Below are 18,284 nucleotides of genomic sequence, written 5' to 3'. Positions count from 1 at the left end.
CGCAGCGAAATTTGCCGCAAACCGTGCTTTCTTCAAAACAGATCGAGCATGTTGTCTAAATATATTTCTTCCCGCACGCGCAGCCGGTATTCCGGCTTTGTCATGTAGTAAAGCAGAAATTCCAAAATGAGCGCACTGCCGAGTCCCCTACCCTCAATTTTAAAGTTCGTGAAGCCCATCGGCAGATATACGTTCTGTATATCTGCAACACCGATAAAACCCGGGTTCTCCATCGCCTTTGAAAAGCGGTAGCCCTCCTTTGCATTCGGCACGGTGCAGACGTGCTCCGGGCCGTCTATACCGAGGTTTTTGCGGCTCACCGCTTCATAACACGCTTTGCGGTCTTTGCAGCCGAAAGAGCAGCACTCGTTGCAGAGAAACTCCGCCTTGTCCTTCAGCGCCTGCGGCAGCGCGTTCAGCTTTTCAACTTGTTTATTCAGCCGAAAATCCGGCACGACAAACCGAAAATCTTCGCGTTCGAGCTCCCGTTTAAAGTCTTCAAAGTCCGTCAGCACCTTCGTCGTAGACGAAACAAAATACAACCCCGGGTACGTCTTTTTTAAATAGTCTAACAGTAAATCGGAATGCACGATCACGCCGTTTTGCGGGCTTTCGCTCTCCGCAAACAGCTTACACAGCGTGTTACACTTCGGGTCAGATAAATGCTTTTCCTCCAACAAAGAATTGCTGAACGTCAGCCGCGCGGAGATGTTATATTCCTGCATGAGCGAGAGTACCGCGCGCGGGTCGTGCTCGCCGTCGCCGAGGCGTCCGCCGCCCCAAAGGCAGTCCGCCGGCGCGCCGTAAACAGACGCGATCTCGCACCACTCGTAAAAATATTCTCTGTGCGCTCCGTACAGCGGCAAAAACACACTGTACAGCTCGAAAAATTCAAATAAGCCGGGCAAATGATAGTACGCTGTCACGTTTCCCTCCGATTTAATCCCCGTACGGGTCGGCAATGGCTTCCGAAAGCTCCGTGCCGTCCTCCGCCACCTGCCGCACCGTCACACGGTCGCCTTTTTCTATGTCGTCCGCCGCACAGGTCACGGCGTATTCGGACAGGAACGTCGTCTCCTTCGCGTTGCCGTCCACGTAAATCACGCTGTACGGCGTGAAATTTTTGCCGCGCACCATCAGCATATCGTTCTGCACATACGCCGTGTTCACGGTGATGTCCCGCGTGCCGAAGCGCATGTCGGTCTCCTCAAACGGCTGCTCGCCGTGGTACACCACACGGTCGCCGTACAGCATGTCGTATTGCAGCGTGCGCAGCTCCGTTTCGTATGCACCGCGCCACGGGGTTAACTGGTGGAATTTCGTCAGTGTGCCTACGTCGATGTCTAAAAGCTCCAAAACACGGGACGAAAGCTGATACGCCTTCACGTTTCTATCCGCACCCCCCACGCCGCAGTTGCTCCAAATGACGTACTCCGTTTCAAACAGGCCGCCCGCAGAAAGGTCCAGCATATCCTTGCTGATCTCCAGCGACGGCATGTGGTCGCCGTACAGCACCAAAACGGTCGGCTCCTCCCACGTCGTCAGCACATCGGTCAGCGTGCGCAGAAATTCATCCACCTCGTGAATCTGCGTCGCGTAATATTCCAATTGTCCGCGCAAAGCGGGGTCTTCTATGCCGGAAAGCACTTTGATATCCGCCGTCTCGCTCTCCACCGGGTACGCGCCGTGCGGCTGCACCGAAATGGTGTAAATAAGGTCGCGTTCCTCCGTTTCGGAAAGCGCCCGCACAATCTCTTTTGTCAGAATCTTATCCTTCGCCCAGCCGATTTCGTTTGTCTCCACGTGGTTCATGTATTCAAGCGTCGTGAATGAATCGAACCCGAGCTTCGGGAACACGATGTTGCGGTCATAGAATGTCGCCGTGTTATTGTGAATGACGTGCGACGCGAGCCCAAGTTTTTTTAAGTCATACGCGATGGACTCACACGGCGTTTCCTGCAAAATCGTCTTGTACGGATATTCGCCCGTGCCGAAGTCCTGCACATTCATCTGCGTGATGACCTCAAATTCCGTGTTCGCCGTGCCCGCGCCAACGGACGGCGCGGTGAAATACCCGCTGGGGCATGTCTCCTTCAGCTCTTCAAAATACGGCACCGGGTTTTCGGAGAACGTCACGTCTTTTAAGCGGTTCACGTCGAAAAACGACTCCAGCTGCAAAAAGATGATGTTCGGCACGTCCTCGGGCGCTTTGTCCTTTGTGCGCAGCACCTCCGCTGCAATGGCGCGCACGCGGCGGGCGGAGTAATCCTCCGGCCGGTCGATACCCGTGTCAACGAGACTGCGCGTAAACGTGTACGTAAAGCCGTAATTCTCTGTCAAACGGATAACATCCGTATATGTATTCTCACCGAAGCCTAAGGACGTCGGCAGATACGGAATGACAATGCATGCGCAAAGGAGTATCACGCTCACCGCCGTGTTAAAGAGCCGGTGCACCGGGCTTTTCGGGCACTTTTTAAAAAGCATCACAAGCCCCGCAAGCAGCAAAATCACCGCAATAACAAGCAAAATAAATGCCGGTACACTCATGTAAATGCCGATAAACGACCAATCGAGCTGCAAAATCGCAAAATCAATGGCGGAAAGCGGCGAAACGCGGTAGCTGAGCACATATAAATTCGCAATGCCGAGTCCAAGCCACACCGTGCCGATCAAAATGCCGAAAAACCACCGCCGCTTGGAAAACAGGCACAGCGAAAGGGAAAACGTCAAAATCAGCACGTTTTCCAAAAACGCCAGCGGGTGCGATTCGAGCAGCACAAAAACAGCGGAAAAGCTCTGCCTGTCCATCAACTCTATGACGATATTCAAAAGTAATCCGCCGAGAAAGCACCCCAAAATACCCCGAATGCGCGTTCCCTTTTCAAACAGCCCGTACAGCGTATGTAAAAACCGCCTGATGTCCTCCACCCCCGGTCTCCTGCTCACAGTTTCTCAGAACTGCGTATTCAGCATGATTATAAGACCGAAAATGAATTTTTTCAAGCGGTTTCAACTTAGTATTTTCTTAAAATTTTTGGGGCCGCATTTTACGCTTCACGCGCCTTTGCAGCCTGAATATCTTTCGCATCCACGCCGCGTGGGGCAGTGTTCTCCGTATACGTCTCATAACAGCCCCCGTTTCTGCGTTTTTACGCGAACTGTGCGTTATACAAATGTCGGTAGAATGTGTCGCCCTGCATCAAGCTTTCATGCGTGCCGCGCTCCACAATCTCGCCGTCGCGCACGACTAAGATCATATCCGCGTTGCGAATGGTCGATAAGCGGTGCGCAATGACAAAGCAGGTCTTGTCCGCCATCAGCGTACGCATGGCCTTTTGTATGCGCAGCTCCGTGCGCGTATCGACGTTTGAGGTCGCCTCGTCCAGAATGAGCAGGGACGACTCCAGCAGCATCGCGCGTGCAATGGTCATCAGCTGCTTTTGTCCCTTTGAGATATTCGCGCCGTCGTCCTCGAGCACCGTTTCGTAACCGGCCGGCAGCGTCCTGATGTAGTCATGGATGCCGCACGCCTTGCACACGCGCTCCACGTCTTCGCGCGTCGCCTTTTCGCTGCCGTAGGCGATGTTTTCATACACCGTGCCCGTAAAAAGCCATGTGTCCTGCAAGACCATGGAGTAATTGAGGCGCAAACTGCGGCGCGTCAGGTCTTTGATCGGCTTATGGTCAAGCGTAATCTCTCCGCTGTCCACATCGTAAAAGCGCATCAGCAAATTGATGATGGTCGTTTTGCCCGCGCCCGTCGGGCCCACAATGGCCACAAGCGCGCCCTTCGGCACATGCAGCGAGAGATCTTTGATGATCTGTCTGTCCTTTGTGTAGCCGAAGTTCACGTGCGAAAGGTCTACGTCACCCTCAGCTTCGGTAAGGCCTTCGGCATTCGGACTGTCCGCGACCTCGGGCTCTTCATCCAGTAAGCGGAACACGCGCTCCGCCGCCGAAAACGCCGACTGCAATTCGCCGATGATGTTCGCGATTTCGTTGATCGGCCCGCTGAACTTGCGGGAGTACAGTACAAAGCTCGAAATGTTGCCGATAGAGATTGACCCGCCCAAAAACAGCAGTGCGCCGAAAAAGCTGACGAGTGAAAGCGAAAGGTTGTTGACGAAGTTGACGGAGGGTCCCACCATGCTGCCGTAATAATCGGCGCGGTAGTACGCGTCCACGGTCTCGTCGTTCTGTTTATCGAGCTTCTTAATGGTGTTTTCTTCTTGGCTATACGCGCGCAGCGTCTTCTGCCCGCTGATCATTTCCTCCACAAAGCCGTTCAGCTCGCCCAGCTTTGCAGAGCGCTTGCGGAACAGTGGCCGCGTAAAGCCCGTGATCTTCTTCGTCATGAACATCGAAAGCGGTACGGTGAAAACAAACACCAGCACAAGCGTCGGCGAAATGGAAAGCATCATGATGAGCGCGCCGATGACTGTGACGGCGCTCGCGAACACCTGCACCATATCATTCGTAAGCGAGGTGTTGATGGTGTCGATGTCATACGAAATACGGCTCAAAATGTCGCCCGTCTGGTGTGTATCGAAGTATCCGACCGGCAGCTCGCTCAGCTTTTGGAACACATCGTGCCGCATCGTGTTCACCACGCGGCGGCTGATGACGATCATAAGGCGCGTCAGCGCATACGAAAGTGCTGCGGATATCGCGTACATCACAACCATCAGAACGCCGTAGCAGCCCACCTTTTCAAAATTGACTTTGCCGCGGCCGAGCTCCATCGCATCCACCGCAAGACCCGAAATGTACGGTCCCGCCAGTGAAAGCAAATTGCCGCCGACCGTCAGTAAAATCGCCCCGAGCATCAAAAATTTGTAGCGCATCAAATACGGCAAAAGGCGCGACAGCACCGCCGTTTTTTTCATTTTGGGCTTTTCGTGTTTTTCCGTTTGCACGGTTTCCGGCCTTTTCATGCGTGCACCTCCTTTGCGAGTCCCTCGCCGATCTGCGACTCCCCGATCTCACGGTAAAGCGGACAGGTCTCCATCAATTCTTCGTGCGTACCCATGCCGATGACATTGCCGTTTTCGAGCACCATGATTTTTTCCGCATGCATGATGGAGCTGATGCGCTGCGCAATGATGATCTTTGTCGCGTCCGCACAATGCAGGCGAATTTCTTCACGCAGCTTCGAGTCCGTCCTGTAATCGAGCGCGCTCGAGGAGTCGTCCAACAGCAAAATGTCCGGGTCGCCCGCCAACGCGCGCGCAAGCAACAGTCTCTGTTTCTGCCCACCCGAAAGGTTCGCGCCCTTAATGGCGATCGGCGCGTCCAGGCCGCCCTGTTCTTCAATAAATTCCAGCGCCTGTGCGCGTCGTGCCGCTTCCAGAAGCTGCTCGTCCGTCAGGTTTCGCCCTAAGCGGATATTCTCGCGTATCGTGTCCTTAAACAGCGTGTCGTTTTGGAACACCACGCCGAACTTCGCGCGTAAATCGGACGTCGCGTAGTCGCGGATATCTACGCCGTCTATTTTCACGGAGCCCTCCGAAACGTCGTAGTAACGCATGAGTAAACGAATAATCGTCGATTTACCCGCGCCTGTCGCGCCGATAATGCCGAGCGTCTCGCCGCGCTTTAACGCAAAATCGATGTTCCGCACCGCAAAGCTGCCGCGCGCATAGCGGAACGTCACGTGGTCAAACTCCACGTGCGGCACGTCCTTCGGCAAAAAGCTGAAGCGCGGCTCAGTCTCGAAAAGCTCCACCGGCGTATCCAGCACCTCCAATACACGCGCAGAGGAAGCCGATGCGCGTGAAAGCATCATGAAAATGCGGTTAATCGCCATTAAAGCGTTCAAAACGATGGTGTATAAATTCATAAACGCGATGATCTTGCCGATCTCGGAGGTGCCGTTGTTCACGCGCACCGCACCCACCGTGATAACCGCCACAATGCCGAGGTTCAGCAAAAGGCTCATCACCGGGTTAATGAGCGCCATGGTGCTCTCTGCCGTGCGCTCCTTTTCGGTGAGATCGTCGTTCACCTTCTTAAACCGCGCACGCTCATAGTCCGATTTGGAAAGCGCCTTGATGACGCGCACGCCCACGGCGTTTTCACGCACCACACGCAGCATGGAATCGGAAGCCTTCTGCACGATCTTAAAAAGCTTCGCACCTTTTCGCGAGACGTAAAATACAATTACGCCCACGATGGGTAAGGATGCCACCATAATGAGCGTCAGCATCGGGTCCATCGTCAAGGATACGATGATGCCGCCAAAAAGCAGCAGCGGCGCACGGATGCCGATGCGCTGGATCATGCCAATCGTCTGGTGCAAAACGTATGTATCGCTCGTCATACGCGAAATAAGCGACGGAATTGTGAACGCATCGACCCTGCTTTCCGAAAGATACGAGATCTTTTGGAACAGGTCATGCCGGATCTGCCGCGTGCAGTCGCGCGCCACAGCGGACGCCATGCGGTTCGCCGTGATGTTGCCGCCCCACGCAATAAGCGAGCACACGATCATCAATCCACCCCACAGACATACCGGGCGAATTTCTTTCAGCGGGATCAGATCGTCAATGATATACGACAAAATCCACGGGATCGCAAGCTCCACAAGTGTACCGACCGCCTTAAAGCTGATGCCCATGCCCATACACGGCAAAAACGGTTTTAAATACACCGCCAGTCTTTTCAAATTACATGCCCTCTTTCCCCTAAGAAGCTCTCAATAGTTGTATTTGCAACTATTATAGCGTATCCCGCACAACTTTTCAATATAATCATAAAATATTTTGGTAAATTTAAGCCTTTGCTTGACAAAAAGCCCACCCGTGGTATAATGGATAAAATTTACCGTTTGCGAAAACGAAGGAAGGAATTCCATGATCCACACAGATTTTGACCCGGAGAAAACAGCCGTCATTGAGCCGAGCGAATTCTATCACCCGATGGAAAATATGCCGGAGGCACTCATCGGCGTGTTCTCCCGCCCGCTTACGGAGAAATACGCGGCGGAATTTCACGGCGAAGTCATCATGCAATATCAGGACTGCAACGGTGGAGAACCGGTCTATCGCTGCACTGCGCCGAACGGCACCGCGTTTGCGCTGATGTGCATGCGCGTCGGCGCGCCGTCTGCCTGCGGCATCATGGAAGAGATGATCCCCCACGGCGTGAAAAAGTTTTTGATGCTCGGCTCCTGCGGCGCACTCGATCACACCATCACCGCCGGGCACATTCTGGTGCCTTACGCCGCCGTGCGCGATGAGGGCACCAGCTACCACTACGCCCCGCCCGCCGAGGAAGCCGTACTCGAGCCTGCCTGTGTAGATGCCGTCTGCCAAGCGCTCGAAGACATGGACGTCCCCTATGCCCGCGTGAAAACATGGACGACCGACGCATTCTTTCGTGAGACGCGCGGCAAGGTTGAAAAGCGTTTAAAGCAAGGCTGCTCCGTCGTCGAGATGGAATGTGCCGCCATGGCGACCGTCGCGGCGTTCCGAAACGTCAAATTCGCCCAGTTCATGTGGGCGGCAGATTCCCTTTCCGGCGAAAAATGGGACGCCCGCAACTTAAATAAGCTCGGCACGGATGCCGGCGAGATCTACATGGAAGCCGCCATCCGCACCTTAGAGTACCTGTAAACATACAAAAAAGTTAAGAAAACCTGAATTCTCCCCGCACAGACTGGAAATGTGCGGGGAGTTGTATTATACTATATAAAATGATAAAATGGGTTTTATGGGAAAGTCGCAAGTCCGTTCCGCAGAGTCGGAATTTCAGTACGATTGAGTCAAGAAAGGAACATGAATATGAACGTAAAACATGAAGAATTGACCGTCCGCGCCTTATATGATCTCAGCTACACCGCGGCGCGCCCGCTGCTTGAAGCCTGCACCTACCCGTGGGAGGCGCTGCCGAAGATCGGCGAGTTCATTAAAGCGCTCGGCAAAACACTTTCGCCCGAAGAATACGACCAGCGCGGTGAAGACGTGTGGGTCGCGAAAAGCGCCAAACTTTACCCGAACGTCTACATTGCAGGCCCCACTATCATCGGGCCGGAGACCGAGGTGCGCCCCGGCGCATTTATCCGCGGCAACGCGCTCATCGGCGCAGGCTGCGTCGTCGGCAATTCCACCGAGGTGAAAAACGCCATCCTGTTCGACGGCGCGCAGGCCCCGCACTATAACTACATCGGCGATTCCGTCATGGGCCATAAGGCCCACACCGGCGCGGGCGCCGTCACGTCGAACTTAAAGCAGGATCACTCGAACGTCACCGTCTTAAAGGACGGCGAACGCGTAGAGACCGGCATGCGCAAATTCGGCGCCATGCTGGGCGACCACGCCGAAATCGGCTGCGGCAGCGTTTTGAATCCCGGCACGGTCGTCGGCAAAAACGCACGCGTCTATCCGCTTTCCATGGTGCGCGGCTTCGTGCCCGCGAACCACATCTATAAAAAGGCCGGTGAGGTCGCCGAAATTCACGACTGATCTTCGCCGTAAAGAAAAGAGGTCTTTATGGAGTTTTTAAAGCAACTCATCACGCGTATACTCGGCTCCGGGCTGCTTTCCACCGCCCTTGTGCTCGTGCGCGCCGTCACCGTCCTGATGGTTTTGTACGTCATCTGGCGCTGCTATACCTCGTTTAAAAAGGGACAGCGCCGCAAAGACCCGGTCGTCATGCTGGAGGATGCCGCCACCGGCGCGCATTTCCCCGTTTTGTACTGGGAAAATTCCATTGGGCGCAGCCGCAGCTGCGATATTCAAATACCCGATAATTCCGTTTCGCGCGACCATGCCGTTTTAATGCGCCGCGAAGAGGGCTGGTTCGTGTGCGATACCGGCTCCCACGCCGGCACACGCGTGCGCAATAAACAGATCACAGAGCCCACGCTCGTGCAGATCGGCGACAAAATCCGCATGGGATCCACCACGCTCACGCTGCGTAACGCGTCCGACGTGCCGCAGAAAAAGCGCAGCATGTTCACCGGCTTTTCCAAAGAGGCGGCGTCCCCCTTTAAGCTGATGCTCGTCGTCACGCTCGTTCAGATGTCGCTCACCTTGCAACTGATGATCGGCACAGGCGAATTCCGCCTCTACCCCGCCGCACCGTTCGTGATTCTGTTCACGGCAAGCTGGGTGCTGTACTTTTTCTCCCGCCGCATCTTAAAGCGCGTCAGCTTTGAGATTGAAACCGTTGGACTGCTCCTCAGCAGCATCGGCATCCTGCTCCTCAGCGGTGAGGGGCTCGACACCGTTAAAATGCAGATTGCCGCGTTCGGCATCGGCATTGTGCTTTTCTGCTTCCTTGTTTGGTTCATGAGCGACCTCGAGCGCGTCATGAAGCTGCGGCTCTACATCGCCATCGGCGCCATTTTGCTGTTTGTTGCAAACCTTGTGCTCGGCAAAGACGTCAACGGCTCCCGCAACTGGATCTTCATCGGGCCGTTCAGCTTCCAGCCCTCGGAGTTCATCAAAATCGCATTCGTGTTCGTCGGCGCGTCTACGCTCGACCATTTGCAGACGAAAAAGAATATCACGGAGTTCATCGTGTTCGCCGCCATTTGCCTCGCATTCCTGTTCCTCATGCGCGATTTCGGTACGGCGCTCATCTTCTTCGCCTGCTTCCTCATCATCGCGTTCATGCGCTCCGGCAGCTTCCGCACCATTTTCCTCATCCTCGCGGCAGCGTGCTTCGGCGTGTTCCTCATTTTGCAGTTTAAACCCTACGTTGCCCAGCGCTTCTCGGGCTGGATGCACGTGTGGGAGCACACACAGGACAGCCTCGGCTACCAGCAGGTGCGCACCATGACGTATATCGCAAGCGGCGGCCTCTTCGGTCTCGGCCTCGGCAACGGCATCTTAAAATATGTCGCCGCCGGCGACAGCGACCTCGTGTTCGGTATGCTGTGCGAGGAGCAGGGCCTTTTAATGGGCATGGCGGTGCTGTTCGCACTCGTCCTCTTTATCCTCTACGCCCGCAGCGATGTCACACGCAGTCGCTCCACGTTCTACGCCATCGCGGCGTGCGCCGTCTCGGGCATGCTGCTCTTTCAGGCCGCGCTCAATGTCTTCGGCCCCACGGATGTTCTGCCGCTCACCGGCGTCACGCTGCCGTTCATCAGCGCAGGCGGCTCCAGTATGATCTCTGTCTGGGGGCTTCTGGCATTCCTCAAAGCGTCCGATGAACGCACCTACGCTGCCCGCCGTGCGGGAAGACACCCGAAAGGCGAGGCCGACGAAGACACGATTTCCTTCACCCCGCCGCGCTACTCCCCGAACGACCCGCCCACGCCGCGGCCCCGCGTGAATACCCGCGCCGAAAACACGGCCCCGCGTTCCCGCGGCGCATACCGCGTCCATATTTCCGAAGAAAACCTCTCGCCGGGTCAGTCCCGCACACGCAGAAAGGATGGTGACCGCCGATGAAAACGACCGGCTTTCGCTCTTTTGTCCTTTACATTTTGCTGTTCGCCTTCTGCGGCGGCTTCGTCTGGTTCCTCATCAACCTCGCGTTAAACGGCTCCACATGGGCCACGCAGCCGTATAACGGTCACATTTACGGCGATGACACCGCCGTTTCCGCCGGTACCATCACAGACCGCAGCGGCATGGTGCTCGCCAAAACGGAGGACGGCTCCCGCGTTTACGCCGAAAGTGAAGACATTCGCCGCGCACTGCTCCACACTGTGGGCGATTCCAGCGGCTACATCGGCACCGCCGTGCAGGCCGTGCACCGCTCGCAGCTCGTGGGCTATAACCCCATCACGGGCCTTGCGCGCACCGTGCTTTCGGACCTCGGCAACAACCTCGTTTTAACGGTAGATGCCAACGCCAGCGCCGCCGCGTACAACGCCTTCAACGGCCGCAACGGCTCCGCGTTTGTCTATAACTATAAGACCGGCGAGGTACTCGTCAAGGTCAGCGCTCCCACATACGACCCCATGAACGTCCCGGAAGACCTCAACGACAACGAAGAATACAACGGCGTTTTCCTCGACCACACGCTTTCCTCCACCTACACGCCGGGCTCCATCTTTAAGCTCGTCACAGCGGCTGCCGCCATGGAGTACCTGCCCGATTGGGACACCCGCACCTATACCTGCGAAGAAGAAATGGACATCGGCTCCGGCAAGGTGACGTGTCTCAATTACCATGGCGAGCTGAACCTCGAGCAGGCGCTCGGCTATTCCTGCAACCTCTACTTTGCGCAGCTTGCGGAGGACATCGGCGCGGAAAACCTCAAAAAGAAAGCCGAAGAAATGGGCTTCGGTAAAAACTTCTCGTTTGATTCCGTCACCACCGACAAAAGCAGTACCAATTTAAGCAGCTCCACCAGCGCCATAGACCTCGCGTGGAGCTCCGTCGGTCAGGCGGATGTCATGGCAAACCCGTACCACATGGCGCTTTTGATGGGCGCCATCGCAAACGGCGGCTCTACACCGGAACCATACCTCACGGGCGGCAAAAGCCGCACGAGCTACACCTTAACGGATAGCTCCACTGCCGCTTCTCTCCACAGCATGATGCGCAACAACGTCGTCAATTACTACGGCGAGTATCTTTTCGACGGTTATTCGCTGTGTGCCAAAACCGGCACCGCCGAGCTCGACGATAAAAACCCGAACTGCTGGATCGTCGGTTTCTCGGAGGACGAAAGCACCCCGTATGCGTTCGCCGTGTGCGTGCAGGAGGGCTCCTCCGGACTCTATACCGCCGGTGAAGTCGTCTCCGCCGCCTTAAACGCCATTACAGGGAACTGATCTTCCGTAAACCACAGCGAAGCGACGAATAAAGTTTCGTCCACCTTTTCAAAGGTGGTGGTTTCCAAAGGCAACGCCTCTGGTCGTCGTTCGCAAACGGCGAGACCTTTTTACCTACCAAAAATCAGGAAGATAGGCAGAATAGTCCGGTGGACTGTTCTGCCGCAAGGAACCCTATTAAGGGGTTCCTTGAAGAACTCGCCACAGCGAATTCTTAGAAATAAAGCAACGCCGCACCCTCGATTTTTCATTGAGAGTGCGGCGTTACTTTATGCCTTCGTATAAAATTCAAACTCCCTCTGACCGAGAAAAAGAGTGAGATACTGCGCACCCCCAATCACAGCCGGAAACACCCACGGCAGCAAAATCAAAAGCCGACAAAATGCAACGAGCCCCGAGGGGTTACCTCGGGGTTCGTTGCTTGAAAAAGGAGATTTATGAAAAAGACTCGTACTCTAAATTAAATCAACCCGCGCTGTATTCGGAAAGCTTCAGTTCCACGGTTGCGGACTGCTGCGTCGAAGAGCGGTACACCTGAAGTGTTACCGTATCGCCCGGCTTCTTGCTGAGGATTGCGGAACGCAATGTGGATTCACTGTCCAGCTGCTGGCCGTCAATAGCGGTAATCACATCGCCCACCTGCAAGCCGGAAGCCTGTGCCTCGCTCGAATTGAGCTGTGCCACATACTCGCCCTGCGGCAAGCCGTAGAAGCGGCCCGTCATGCTGTCGATGAACTGACCGGAAATACCGAGAACAGCTCTGTCCTTCACATAACCGTACTGGATGAGGTCGGAGATAATCGGTTGTGCCGTATCGATCGGAATCGCAAATCCAAGGCCCTCATAGCCCGTAGCGGAAATTTTCGCGGAGTTGATGCCAACGACCTGACCATACTCGTTGATGAGTGCGCCGCCGGAGTTACCGGGGTTAATCGCCGCATCGGTCTGGATATATTCCATCGTGTAGCCGGTCGTGTTATTGGCAATCGCGCGGTTCAAAGCGGAAACGTAACCGATCGTTACGCTGGAGCTCAGCTCGTGGCCGCCCGGGTTACCGATGGCCATGACCTTATCCGCAACGCGCAAATCTTCGGAAGAACCAAATTCCGCAGCCGTCAAGCCCGTCGCATCGATCTTTACGACCGCAAGGTCCGTCACGGTATCGCTGCCGATCAGCTGCGCTTCATACGTCTCACCGTCGGAGGTCATAACCTTCAAGGAAGTCGCACCCTCTACAACATGCGCATTCGTGATGATATAGCCATCTTCACTCATGATGATGCCGGAGCCTTCGCTCGCCGGGGAAACGCTGCTGTCCGACGTGTCGGTCTGCATAAAGCCGTAATTCTGTGTCACCTGATAATTCTGGATGCACACGACAGACGGTGTAAGCTTTGCGGCAATGTCCTGGTCGCTCATCGCGGAAACCGTGCCGTCGCTGCTCGCGCTCGTATCCGAGCTCGTGTCGCCGTTCACCACGCGCGAGATTGTGAACGCAGCATTGCTGCTCGCTTCGGAAGACTGCACATTGATGACGCCGTTTTGAATCATCACGACGAATACGCCAAGCGACGCCACCGAGGTGATCGCACAGCAAAGCACAACGGCTAAAAGCTTCAAGCCGAATTTCGAGCCGTGCTTTTTGGGCTTCGGCTGTTTTTGCGGCTGATGCACAGGCACACCGTAATACACAGGCTGTCCGTTTGGCTGCACCGGCGCGTTCTGCTGCGGAGCGCTCTGTGCGTTCCACGTATATGCGGGGGTGTTGTTCGTTGGATACTGTGCGTTATGATAGGTGCCGTAGGCGTTTGTGCTGTTTACAGCGTTATTAGCGGAAGTATTGGTGTTCACCGGTTCAGACCCATTGTTCGGGTCAAAACCATTTTGGAATTTCTCATGATTGTCACTCATGGTTCCTTACTCCTTTCACATGATACCATATTCCAAACGGTTTTTCAACCTTTTTTCTTTCCGTTCGGATTATCTATATTATTTCGGAGTTCTGTGAAGTTCATGTGAAGTGCAGTGAACAGTTTCATGAAAAAAGCAAGAAATCTCTGTCACACAAAAACAACGAAAGCCACCGGTGCGTGTTCCGGCGGCTTTCCTTATACGCTGATTTTATTTTGTCGTCAGGTGCGCACTTTTCAGCGCCTTGCGAATCAAAGCGGAGAGCGGCACGGAAATGATGATGGCGAGAATCGCGTTCACCGTGCTCGAAGCCGCTTTCGTCGCAAGCGCAATCGCCGCAGCCTCCGGCGCACTGCCCGCAAGCACCGTCGTAATGTAGGACTTTGCGAGATACAGCACAATGTATGTCAGGCTGCCGCAGATGCCCGCCACAATGCTGCGCGGTACGGTAATGGTAAAGTCTTCCTCCAGCATGTTGCCGGTGATTTTACCCTTGTGCGCGATGAGGCCGCAAACCGCAGCCAGCAGGAACTTAAATACAAACGTAAACGGAGCCGAAGCGATGTACGCCGGGTTCGTCAGGTCGTAGAGCATCGCGCCGATACCGGAAGCCAGACCGCCTCCGATCGGGCCCATCACAAAGCCCGCAAGCAGGCAAAACGCGTTGCCGAGGTGGATACGGGAAATATCGCCCACCGGCACCGGAATCGGGAAGCTCAGGTAGTTGGAAACGAACACCAGCGCACCCAAAAGGCCCACGGTGACAATCTTGTAGATGGAATTCTTGTTTTTCATTTTGATTACCCCTTTGCTTTGGGGCGCGACTGCACCGTTCGTGCGCCGTGCCTTGAAGATTGCACCCAGTATAGCACCGCGCTGGTATTATCGCAATGTCCAGATTTAATATAATTTTTAAGGTCAGATGGTTTTTTCACATCCCAAAAAGCCCGCCCCGGTTGCATTTTCGTCAAAAAAGCGGTATACTGGCGGTGCGAAAAGTGTTGTTCGCTTTTCGATTATCTATGATATGAAGAAGGGATATTCATGGCAAAAGTAAAAGCCGTTATTTTTGATATGGACGGAACCGTGGCCAATACGCTCACTTCCATCGCCGGATTCGGCAACGCCGCGCTTGAAGCGCACCGCTTAAAAACGTTCCCCGTAGACCGCTACCGCACATTCGTCGGTAACGGCGCAGATATTCTCATGCGCCGCATGCTCACTGCCGCTAAGGGCACGTACACCGAAGAAGATGTAAAAGCCCTGCGCAAAACGTATGACGCTTTATATGAAAGTGATCCCACAAAAGACGTCACCCCCTACCCCGGCATCGTAGAGCTGCTCCAAAAAATGCGTGAAAACAACGTCAAAGCCGCCGTGCTCTCCAACAAACCCGATAACATGACGTGCTATATCGCCGAAAAGCTGTTCACCGGGCTTTTTGATGTCGTCCACGGACAAAGGGAAGGCGTACCGAAAAAGCCGGACCCCAGCGCCGCACTTTTATTGTGCGAAGAATTAGGCGTCACCCCCGCCGAATGCCTGTACGTCGGCGACAGCGGCGTTGATATGCAGACCGGGCAGAACGCCGGCCTCTTCACCGCCGGCGTCACCTGGGGCTTCAGGGACGAAAAAGAGCTCGAAGAAAACGGCGCCGATACCCTCGTCCATAACGCAGAGGAGCTGGAAAACCTTATCCTCTAAGCTAACGGCAATGGCAATTACAAGTCTTTCGTCAAGTTTTCTTCAGAAAACTTTTTGCCTAAATATAATTTATCCTCTCCAGGCTGCGTCCGGAGAGGATTTCTTCTTTTATTGCGCTTTGCTGTTTAGCTCCCGATATGTCCCAAGAATTAACACCACCGAAACCACAAACGTCAAAATGTCTGAAACCGGCATCGAGTATAAAACGCCGTCCAAGCCGAACCAAATCGGCAGCAGGATGGCAAAGCCCACGCCGAACACCACCTCGCGCAGCATGGAAAGTACCGTCGAGCTCAGCGCCTTGCCAAGTGCCTGCAGGAAAATAAAGCACGCCTTGTTCACGCATGCCGGAATCATCATACACAGGTAAATACGGAATGCCTTCACCGCAAACTCCGTGTAAAATGCGCTTTCATTTGCCGCGCCAAACAGCGAAATGAGCTGTTGCGGGAAAAACTCCACCAAAATCAGCGCCACGGCGCCCACCGCTGCTTCCGAGATCAGCAGCATCGTAAACAGCTTATTTACGCGCCTAAATTTCTCCGCACCCATGTTGAAGCCCACAATCGGTATGCACCCCGCCGCCATACCGACAACGATCGAAATCACAATCTGAAAGAACTTCATCACAATGCCGACCACTGCCATCGGGATCTGTGCGTACTGCGCCTGCCCGAAAATCGGGTCCAGTGCGCCGTATTTGCGCAGCATGTTGTTGATGGCCGCCATTGCCGCCACAAGGCTGATCTGTGAGAGGAAGCTTGTCATACCAAGCGACAAAATGCGCCTGCAAAGCCCGCCGCTCAGCTTAAAATCTCCCTTTCCCGGGCGAATCACACGCATATTGCACAAATACCAGATTGCAAGCACCGCCGTCACAATCTGCCCCAGCACCGTCGCAACCGCCGCGCCCATCATACCCCAGCGGCACACAAAAATGAACACCGGGTCTAAGATCGTGTTCAACATCGCGCCCGCCAGCGTCGATGCCATCGCAAATTTCGGGCTGCCGTCTGCGCGGATAATTGGGTTCAGCGCCTGTCCGAACATATAAAACGGCACGCCGAGCGCAATATAGAAAAAGTACTCCTTCGCATAACGAAACGTCTCCACGTTCACACGCCCGCCAAACATCGTTAAAATCGGTTCCGCCAAAAGCAAATACACAGCCGTCAAAGCTGCGCTTGCAAGCAAAACCAGCACCACGGCGTTGCCTACGCTCTTCTTCGCCGTTTTCACGTCCTTTTTACCGAGGTTGATACTCACATACGCGCAGCAGCCGTCGCCGACCATTACCGCGATTGCGAGCGCCGCCACGGTCAGAGGAAACACAGCGGTGTTCGCCGCGTTGCCGTAAGAACCGAGGTAGTCCGAGTTTGCAATGAAGATCTGGTCAACAATGTTATACAGCGCGCCGACCAGAAGCGAAATGATACACGGCACTGCATAACCGCGCATCAGCTTGCCCACACGCTCCGTGCCCAAAAATACGTTGGTGTTTTCTTCCATACCTTTACTCCCTGATATAAATCTAAATCACAAAGCAGCGGAATACGCCGCCCGAAAATCCGGACTTACGCATCTCGCTGCTCGATTTTGAAACCTATAAACTTGTATGCCGTCAGTTCAAATAGTCGCCCACCGGAGCGGAATTGTACTGCTTAATAATTTTGATCACAATTGAGCCGTCCGTTCCCTTATGCTTCTCTACGATTTTATACTTTGTGTGGCTGCGTTCCAACCCGCTCTTGTAATTCGCAACTTCCTCCTGTACTGCGCGCATGGCGTAATCCTTTACCACACCCTCTTTAAGCTGGAAATGCAACGTTTGACAGATACACGCAGACTGAATTCGTTTCATAATTTCGCCATTCCTTATCAAAATAAATGCGGCGCATATACGCAAACCGGATTTACGCACATACGCCACACGTTTTCTATTATTTTACTCTTTTGAAAATATTTTTTCAAAGGCAGTTTTCGCAAAATTTTCCGGCTCACAAATTGGACACTTTGCACAAGCGTCACACGCCTGCTTCTTTGCCCCGCACACGTGCCGCCGTCTGTATTCCGTTGGCAGCTCGCCGTAAGCCTCCTTAAACGCCGCCGTAAATCGGCTATGGCTCTCATACCCCACGGCCTGCGCCACGGACGCAATGTCGTTCTGCGTTTTCAGCAGCAGCCCCGCCGCAAGCTCCATGCGGTGCTGCTTCATGTGCGCCGCAATCGTCGTGCCGTACACTTTTTTGAACACCGTTTTCAGCGTCGTGGTGTTCATGAGGAACTCCCTCGACAGCGTTTCTATCGTGATGCGCTCGCTGATGTGTTCGATCAGGTAATTGTGCACGTTCCGAATGATTTCCTCCTGCGAAGCCTGAAAGTCCACTTCCTTTTCCGGGCAGGTGATCTCCATCACCTGCTCCACAATCTCGTGCAAAAGCCCGATCTGCTCGGTGTCCGACGCCTTATAGTAGACTTCCTTGCCGTCGCGGCGGCTCATGATAAGCCCACTGTCTAAAAGCGACTTCAAATGGTGCGAGACCGCCGGGCTCGACATATCCATCATCGCCGCAATGTTGATGACGCATTCTTCCCGGTGACTCAAAAGCCAGAAAATGCGCACGCGCACCGGGTCGCTCAGCTGCTTGAACACATCCGCCACGGCCGAAAAACGTTCCGTATTCATCAATTCTCTATGCAGCGCTTCGTCGTGCTTGTGCCTGCCGTGGTCGTGCGGCAATGCAAAATCCGCCATAAAAAGCCCTCCGTTTATCCGTTTCGGAAATCCCGTTCGCCCGTTTGGAAGCAGCACCCGAAAACCCCTTGATTTTTTATTCCGGCCCCAGTATACTACAACTGTAACGATTAAGCAAGTATTTAATCGTTAGCACCACATTTCAAAACAAAATGATTTTTTACGGAGGTTTTCCCC

Annotated in this window: 14 protein-coding genes; 5 read left to right on the top strand and 9 right to left on the bottom strand. The window is 54.4% G+C overall.

Annotation, left to right across the window (positions count from 1 at the left end; genetic code table 11):
- Positions 1–32: 32 nt before the first annotated feature.
- The 4 genes from ACLTX1_RS05340 to ACLTX1_RS05325 form a co-directional block, all read right to left on the bottom strand.
- Positions 33–962, bottom strand: a complete 930-nt coding sequence (locus tag ACLTX1_RS05340; RefSeq protein ID WP_373367788.1) for a hypothetical protein — start codon at positions 960–962, stop codon at positions 33–35.
- A complete protein-coding gene (locus ACLTX1_RS05335; RefSeq protein ID WP_412330580.1) occupies positions 940–2,931 on the bottom strand; it encodes an LTA synthase family protein in 1,992 nt (663 codons plus the stop codon). The genes ACLTX1_RS05340 and ACLTX1_RS05335 overlap by 23 nt, the downstream gene beginning before the upstream one ends.
- A 221-nt stretch (positions 2,932–3,152) precedes the next feature.
- Positions 3,153–4,937 (bottom strand): ABC transporter ATP-binding protein, encoded by a 1,785-nt coding sequence (locus ACLTX1_RS05330; protein WP_412330579.1) that lies wholly within the window; start codon positions 4,935–4,937, stop codon positions 3,153–3,155.
- On the bottom strand, positions 4,934–6,667 hold the full coding sequence (locus ACLTX1_RS05325; protein ID WP_412330578.1) for an ABC transporter ATP-binding protein: 1,734 nt from the start codon (positions 6,665–6,667) through the stop codon (positions 4,934–4,936). Before ACLTX1_RS05325 ends, ACLTX1_RS05330 begins: the two co-directional genes overlap by 4 nt.
- A gap of 187 nt (positions 6,668–6,854) precedes the next feature.
- Between ACLTX1_RS05325 and ACLTX1_RS05320 the strand changes: the two genes are divergently transcribed.
- The 4 genes from ACLTX1_RS05320 to ACLTX1_RS05305 all read left to right on the top strand — a co-directional run bounded on the left by ACLTX1_RS05320 (position 6,855) and on the right by ACLTX1_RS05305 (position 11,737).
- A complete protein-coding gene (locus ACLTX1_RS05320) occupies positions 6,855–7,616 on the top strand; it encodes a nucleoside phosphorylase (protein WP_412330577.1) in 762 nt (253 codons plus the stop codon).
- A gap of 168 nt (positions 7,617–7,784) precedes the next feature.
- Positions 7,785–8,465 (top strand): UDP-N-acetylglucosamine pyrophosphorylase, encoded by a 681-nt coding sequence (locus tag ACLTX1_RS05315; RefSeq protein ID WP_176819546.1) that lies wholly within the window; start codon positions 7,785–7,787, stop codon positions 8,463–8,465.
- A gap of 27 nt (positions 8,466–8,492) precedes the next feature.
- Positions 8,493–10,403 (top strand): FtsW/RodA/SpoVE family cell cycle protein, encoded by a 1,911-nt coding sequence (locus tag ACLTX1_RS05310; protein ID WP_412330576.1) that lies wholly within the window; start codon positions 8,493–8,495, stop codon positions 10,401–10,403.
- The gene (locus ACLTX1_RS05305) at positions 10,400–11,737 is read left to right on the top strand and encodes a penicillin-binding transpeptidase domain-containing protein (RefSeq protein WP_412267011.1); all 1,338 of its coding nucleotides are present in this window, start codon (positions 10,400–10,402) and stop codon (positions 11,735–11,737) included. The genes ACLTX1_RS05310 and ACLTX1_RS05305 overlap by 4 nt, the downstream gene beginning before the upstream one ends.
- 465 nt (positions 11,738–12,202) lie before the next feature.
- Here the strand turns inward: ACLTX1_RS05305 and ACLTX1_RS05300 are convergent, their stop codons facing one another.
- Entirely contained in the window at positions 12,203–13,648 is a 1,446-nt protein-coding gene (locus ACLTX1_RS05300) for a S1C family serine protease (protein ID WP_412330575.1), read from the bottom strand.
- Positions 13,649–13,858: 210 nt separating this feature from the next.
- The gene (locus ACLTX1_RS05295) at positions 13,859–14,443 is read right to left on the bottom strand and encodes an ECF transporter S component (protein WP_176819542.1); all 585 of its coding nucleotides are present in this window, start codon (positions 14,441–14,443) and stop codon (positions 13,859–13,861) included.
- A gap of 249 nt (positions 14,444–14,692) precedes the next feature.
- Between ACLTX1_RS05295 and ACLTX1_RS05290 the strand changes: the two genes are divergently transcribed.
- Entirely contained in the window at positions 14,693–15,352 is a 660-nt protein-coding gene (locus ACLTX1_RS05290; RefSeq protein ID WP_412263264.1) for an HAD family hydrolase, read from the top strand.
- A 108-nt stretch (positions 15,353–15,460) separates the two neighbouring features.
- Here ACLTX1_RS05290 and ACLTX1_RS05285 read toward each other — a convergent pair whose 3' ends face one another.
- The 3 genes from ACLTX1_RS05285 to ACLTX1_RS05275 form a co-directional block, all read right to left on the bottom strand.
- Positions 15,461–16,861: an MATE family efflux transporter gene (locus tag ACLTX1_RS05285; protein ID WP_412330574.1), complete on the bottom strand. Its 1,401-nt coding sequence runs from the start codon at positions 16,859–16,861 to the stop codon at positions 15,461–15,463.
- Between the two features lie 112 nt (positions 16,862–16,973).
- Entirely contained in the window at positions 16,974–17,213 is a 240-nt protein-coding gene (locus ACLTX1_RS05280; protein WP_412330573.1) for a hypothetical protein, read from the bottom strand.
- 84 nt (positions 17,214–17,297) lie between these two features.
- Entirely contained in the window at positions 17,298–18,107 is an 810-nt protein-coding gene (locus ACLTX1_RS05275; RefSeq protein WP_412330572.1) for a metalloregulator ArsR/SmtB family transcription factor, read from the bottom strand.
- Positions 18,108–18,284: the final 177 nt, after the last annotated feature.

It is taken from the genome of Hominenteromicrobium sp. (assembly GCF_046974225.1).
Lineage (GTDB): Bacteria > Bacillota > Clostridia > Oscillospirales > Acutalibacteraceae > Hominenteromicrobium > Hominenteromicrobium mulieris.
The sequence above is the reverse complement of the archived record's forward strand: the minus strand, read 5'-3'. Positions and strand labels throughout refer to the sequence as shown.

What these genes read in the sequence shown, in the direction of transcription:
- ACLTX1_RS05275 (WP_412330572.1), bottom strand. Translation starts at nt 18,107, where the DNA reads ATGGCGGATTTTGCATTGCCGCACGACCACGGCAGGCACAAGCACGAC.
- ACLTX1_RS05305 (WP_412267011.1), top strand. Translation starts at nt 10,400, where the DNA reads ATGAAAACGACCGGCTTTCGCTCTTTTGTCCTTTACATTTTGCTGTTC.
- ACLTX1_RS05290 (WP_412263264.1), top strand. Translation starts at nt 14,693, where the DNA reads ATGGCAAAAGTAAAAGCCGTTATTTTTGATATGGACGGAACCGTGGCC.
- ACLTX1_RS05315 (WP_176819546.1), top strand. Translation starts at nt 7,785, where the DNA reads ATGAACGTAAAACATGAAGAATTGACCGTCCGCGCCTTATATGATCTC.
- ACLTX1_RS05330 (WP_412330579.1), bottom strand. Translation starts at nt 4,937, where the DNA reads ATGAAAAGGCCGGAAACCGTGCAAACGGAAAAACACGAAAAGCCCAAA.
- ACLTX1_RS05295 (WP_176819542.1), bottom strand. Translation starts at nt 14,443, where the DNA reads ATGAAAAACAAGAATTCCATCTACAAGATTGTCACCGTGGGCCTTTTG.
- ACLTX1_RS05320 (WP_412330577.1), top strand. Translation starts at nt 6,855, where the DNA reads ATGATCCACACAGATTTTGACCCGGAGAAAACAGCCGTCATTGAGCCG.
- ACLTX1_RS05310 (WP_412330576.1), top strand. Translation starts at nt 8,493, where the DNA reads ATGGAGTTTTTAAAGCAACTCATCACGCGTATACTCGGCTCCGGGCTG.
- ACLTX1_RS05300 (WP_412330575.1), bottom strand. Translation starts at nt 13,648, where the DNA reads ATGAGTGACAATCATGAGAAATTCCAAAATGGTTTTGACCCGAACAAT.
- ACLTX1_RS05285 (WP_412330574.1), bottom strand. Translation starts at nt 16,861, where the DNA reads ATGGAAGAAAACACCAACGTATTTTTGGGCACGGAGCGTGTGGGCAAG.
- ACLTX1_RS05280 (WP_412330573.1), bottom strand. Translation starts at nt 17,213, where the DNA reads ATGAAACGAATTCAGTCTGCGTGTATCTGTCAAACGTTGCATTTCCAG.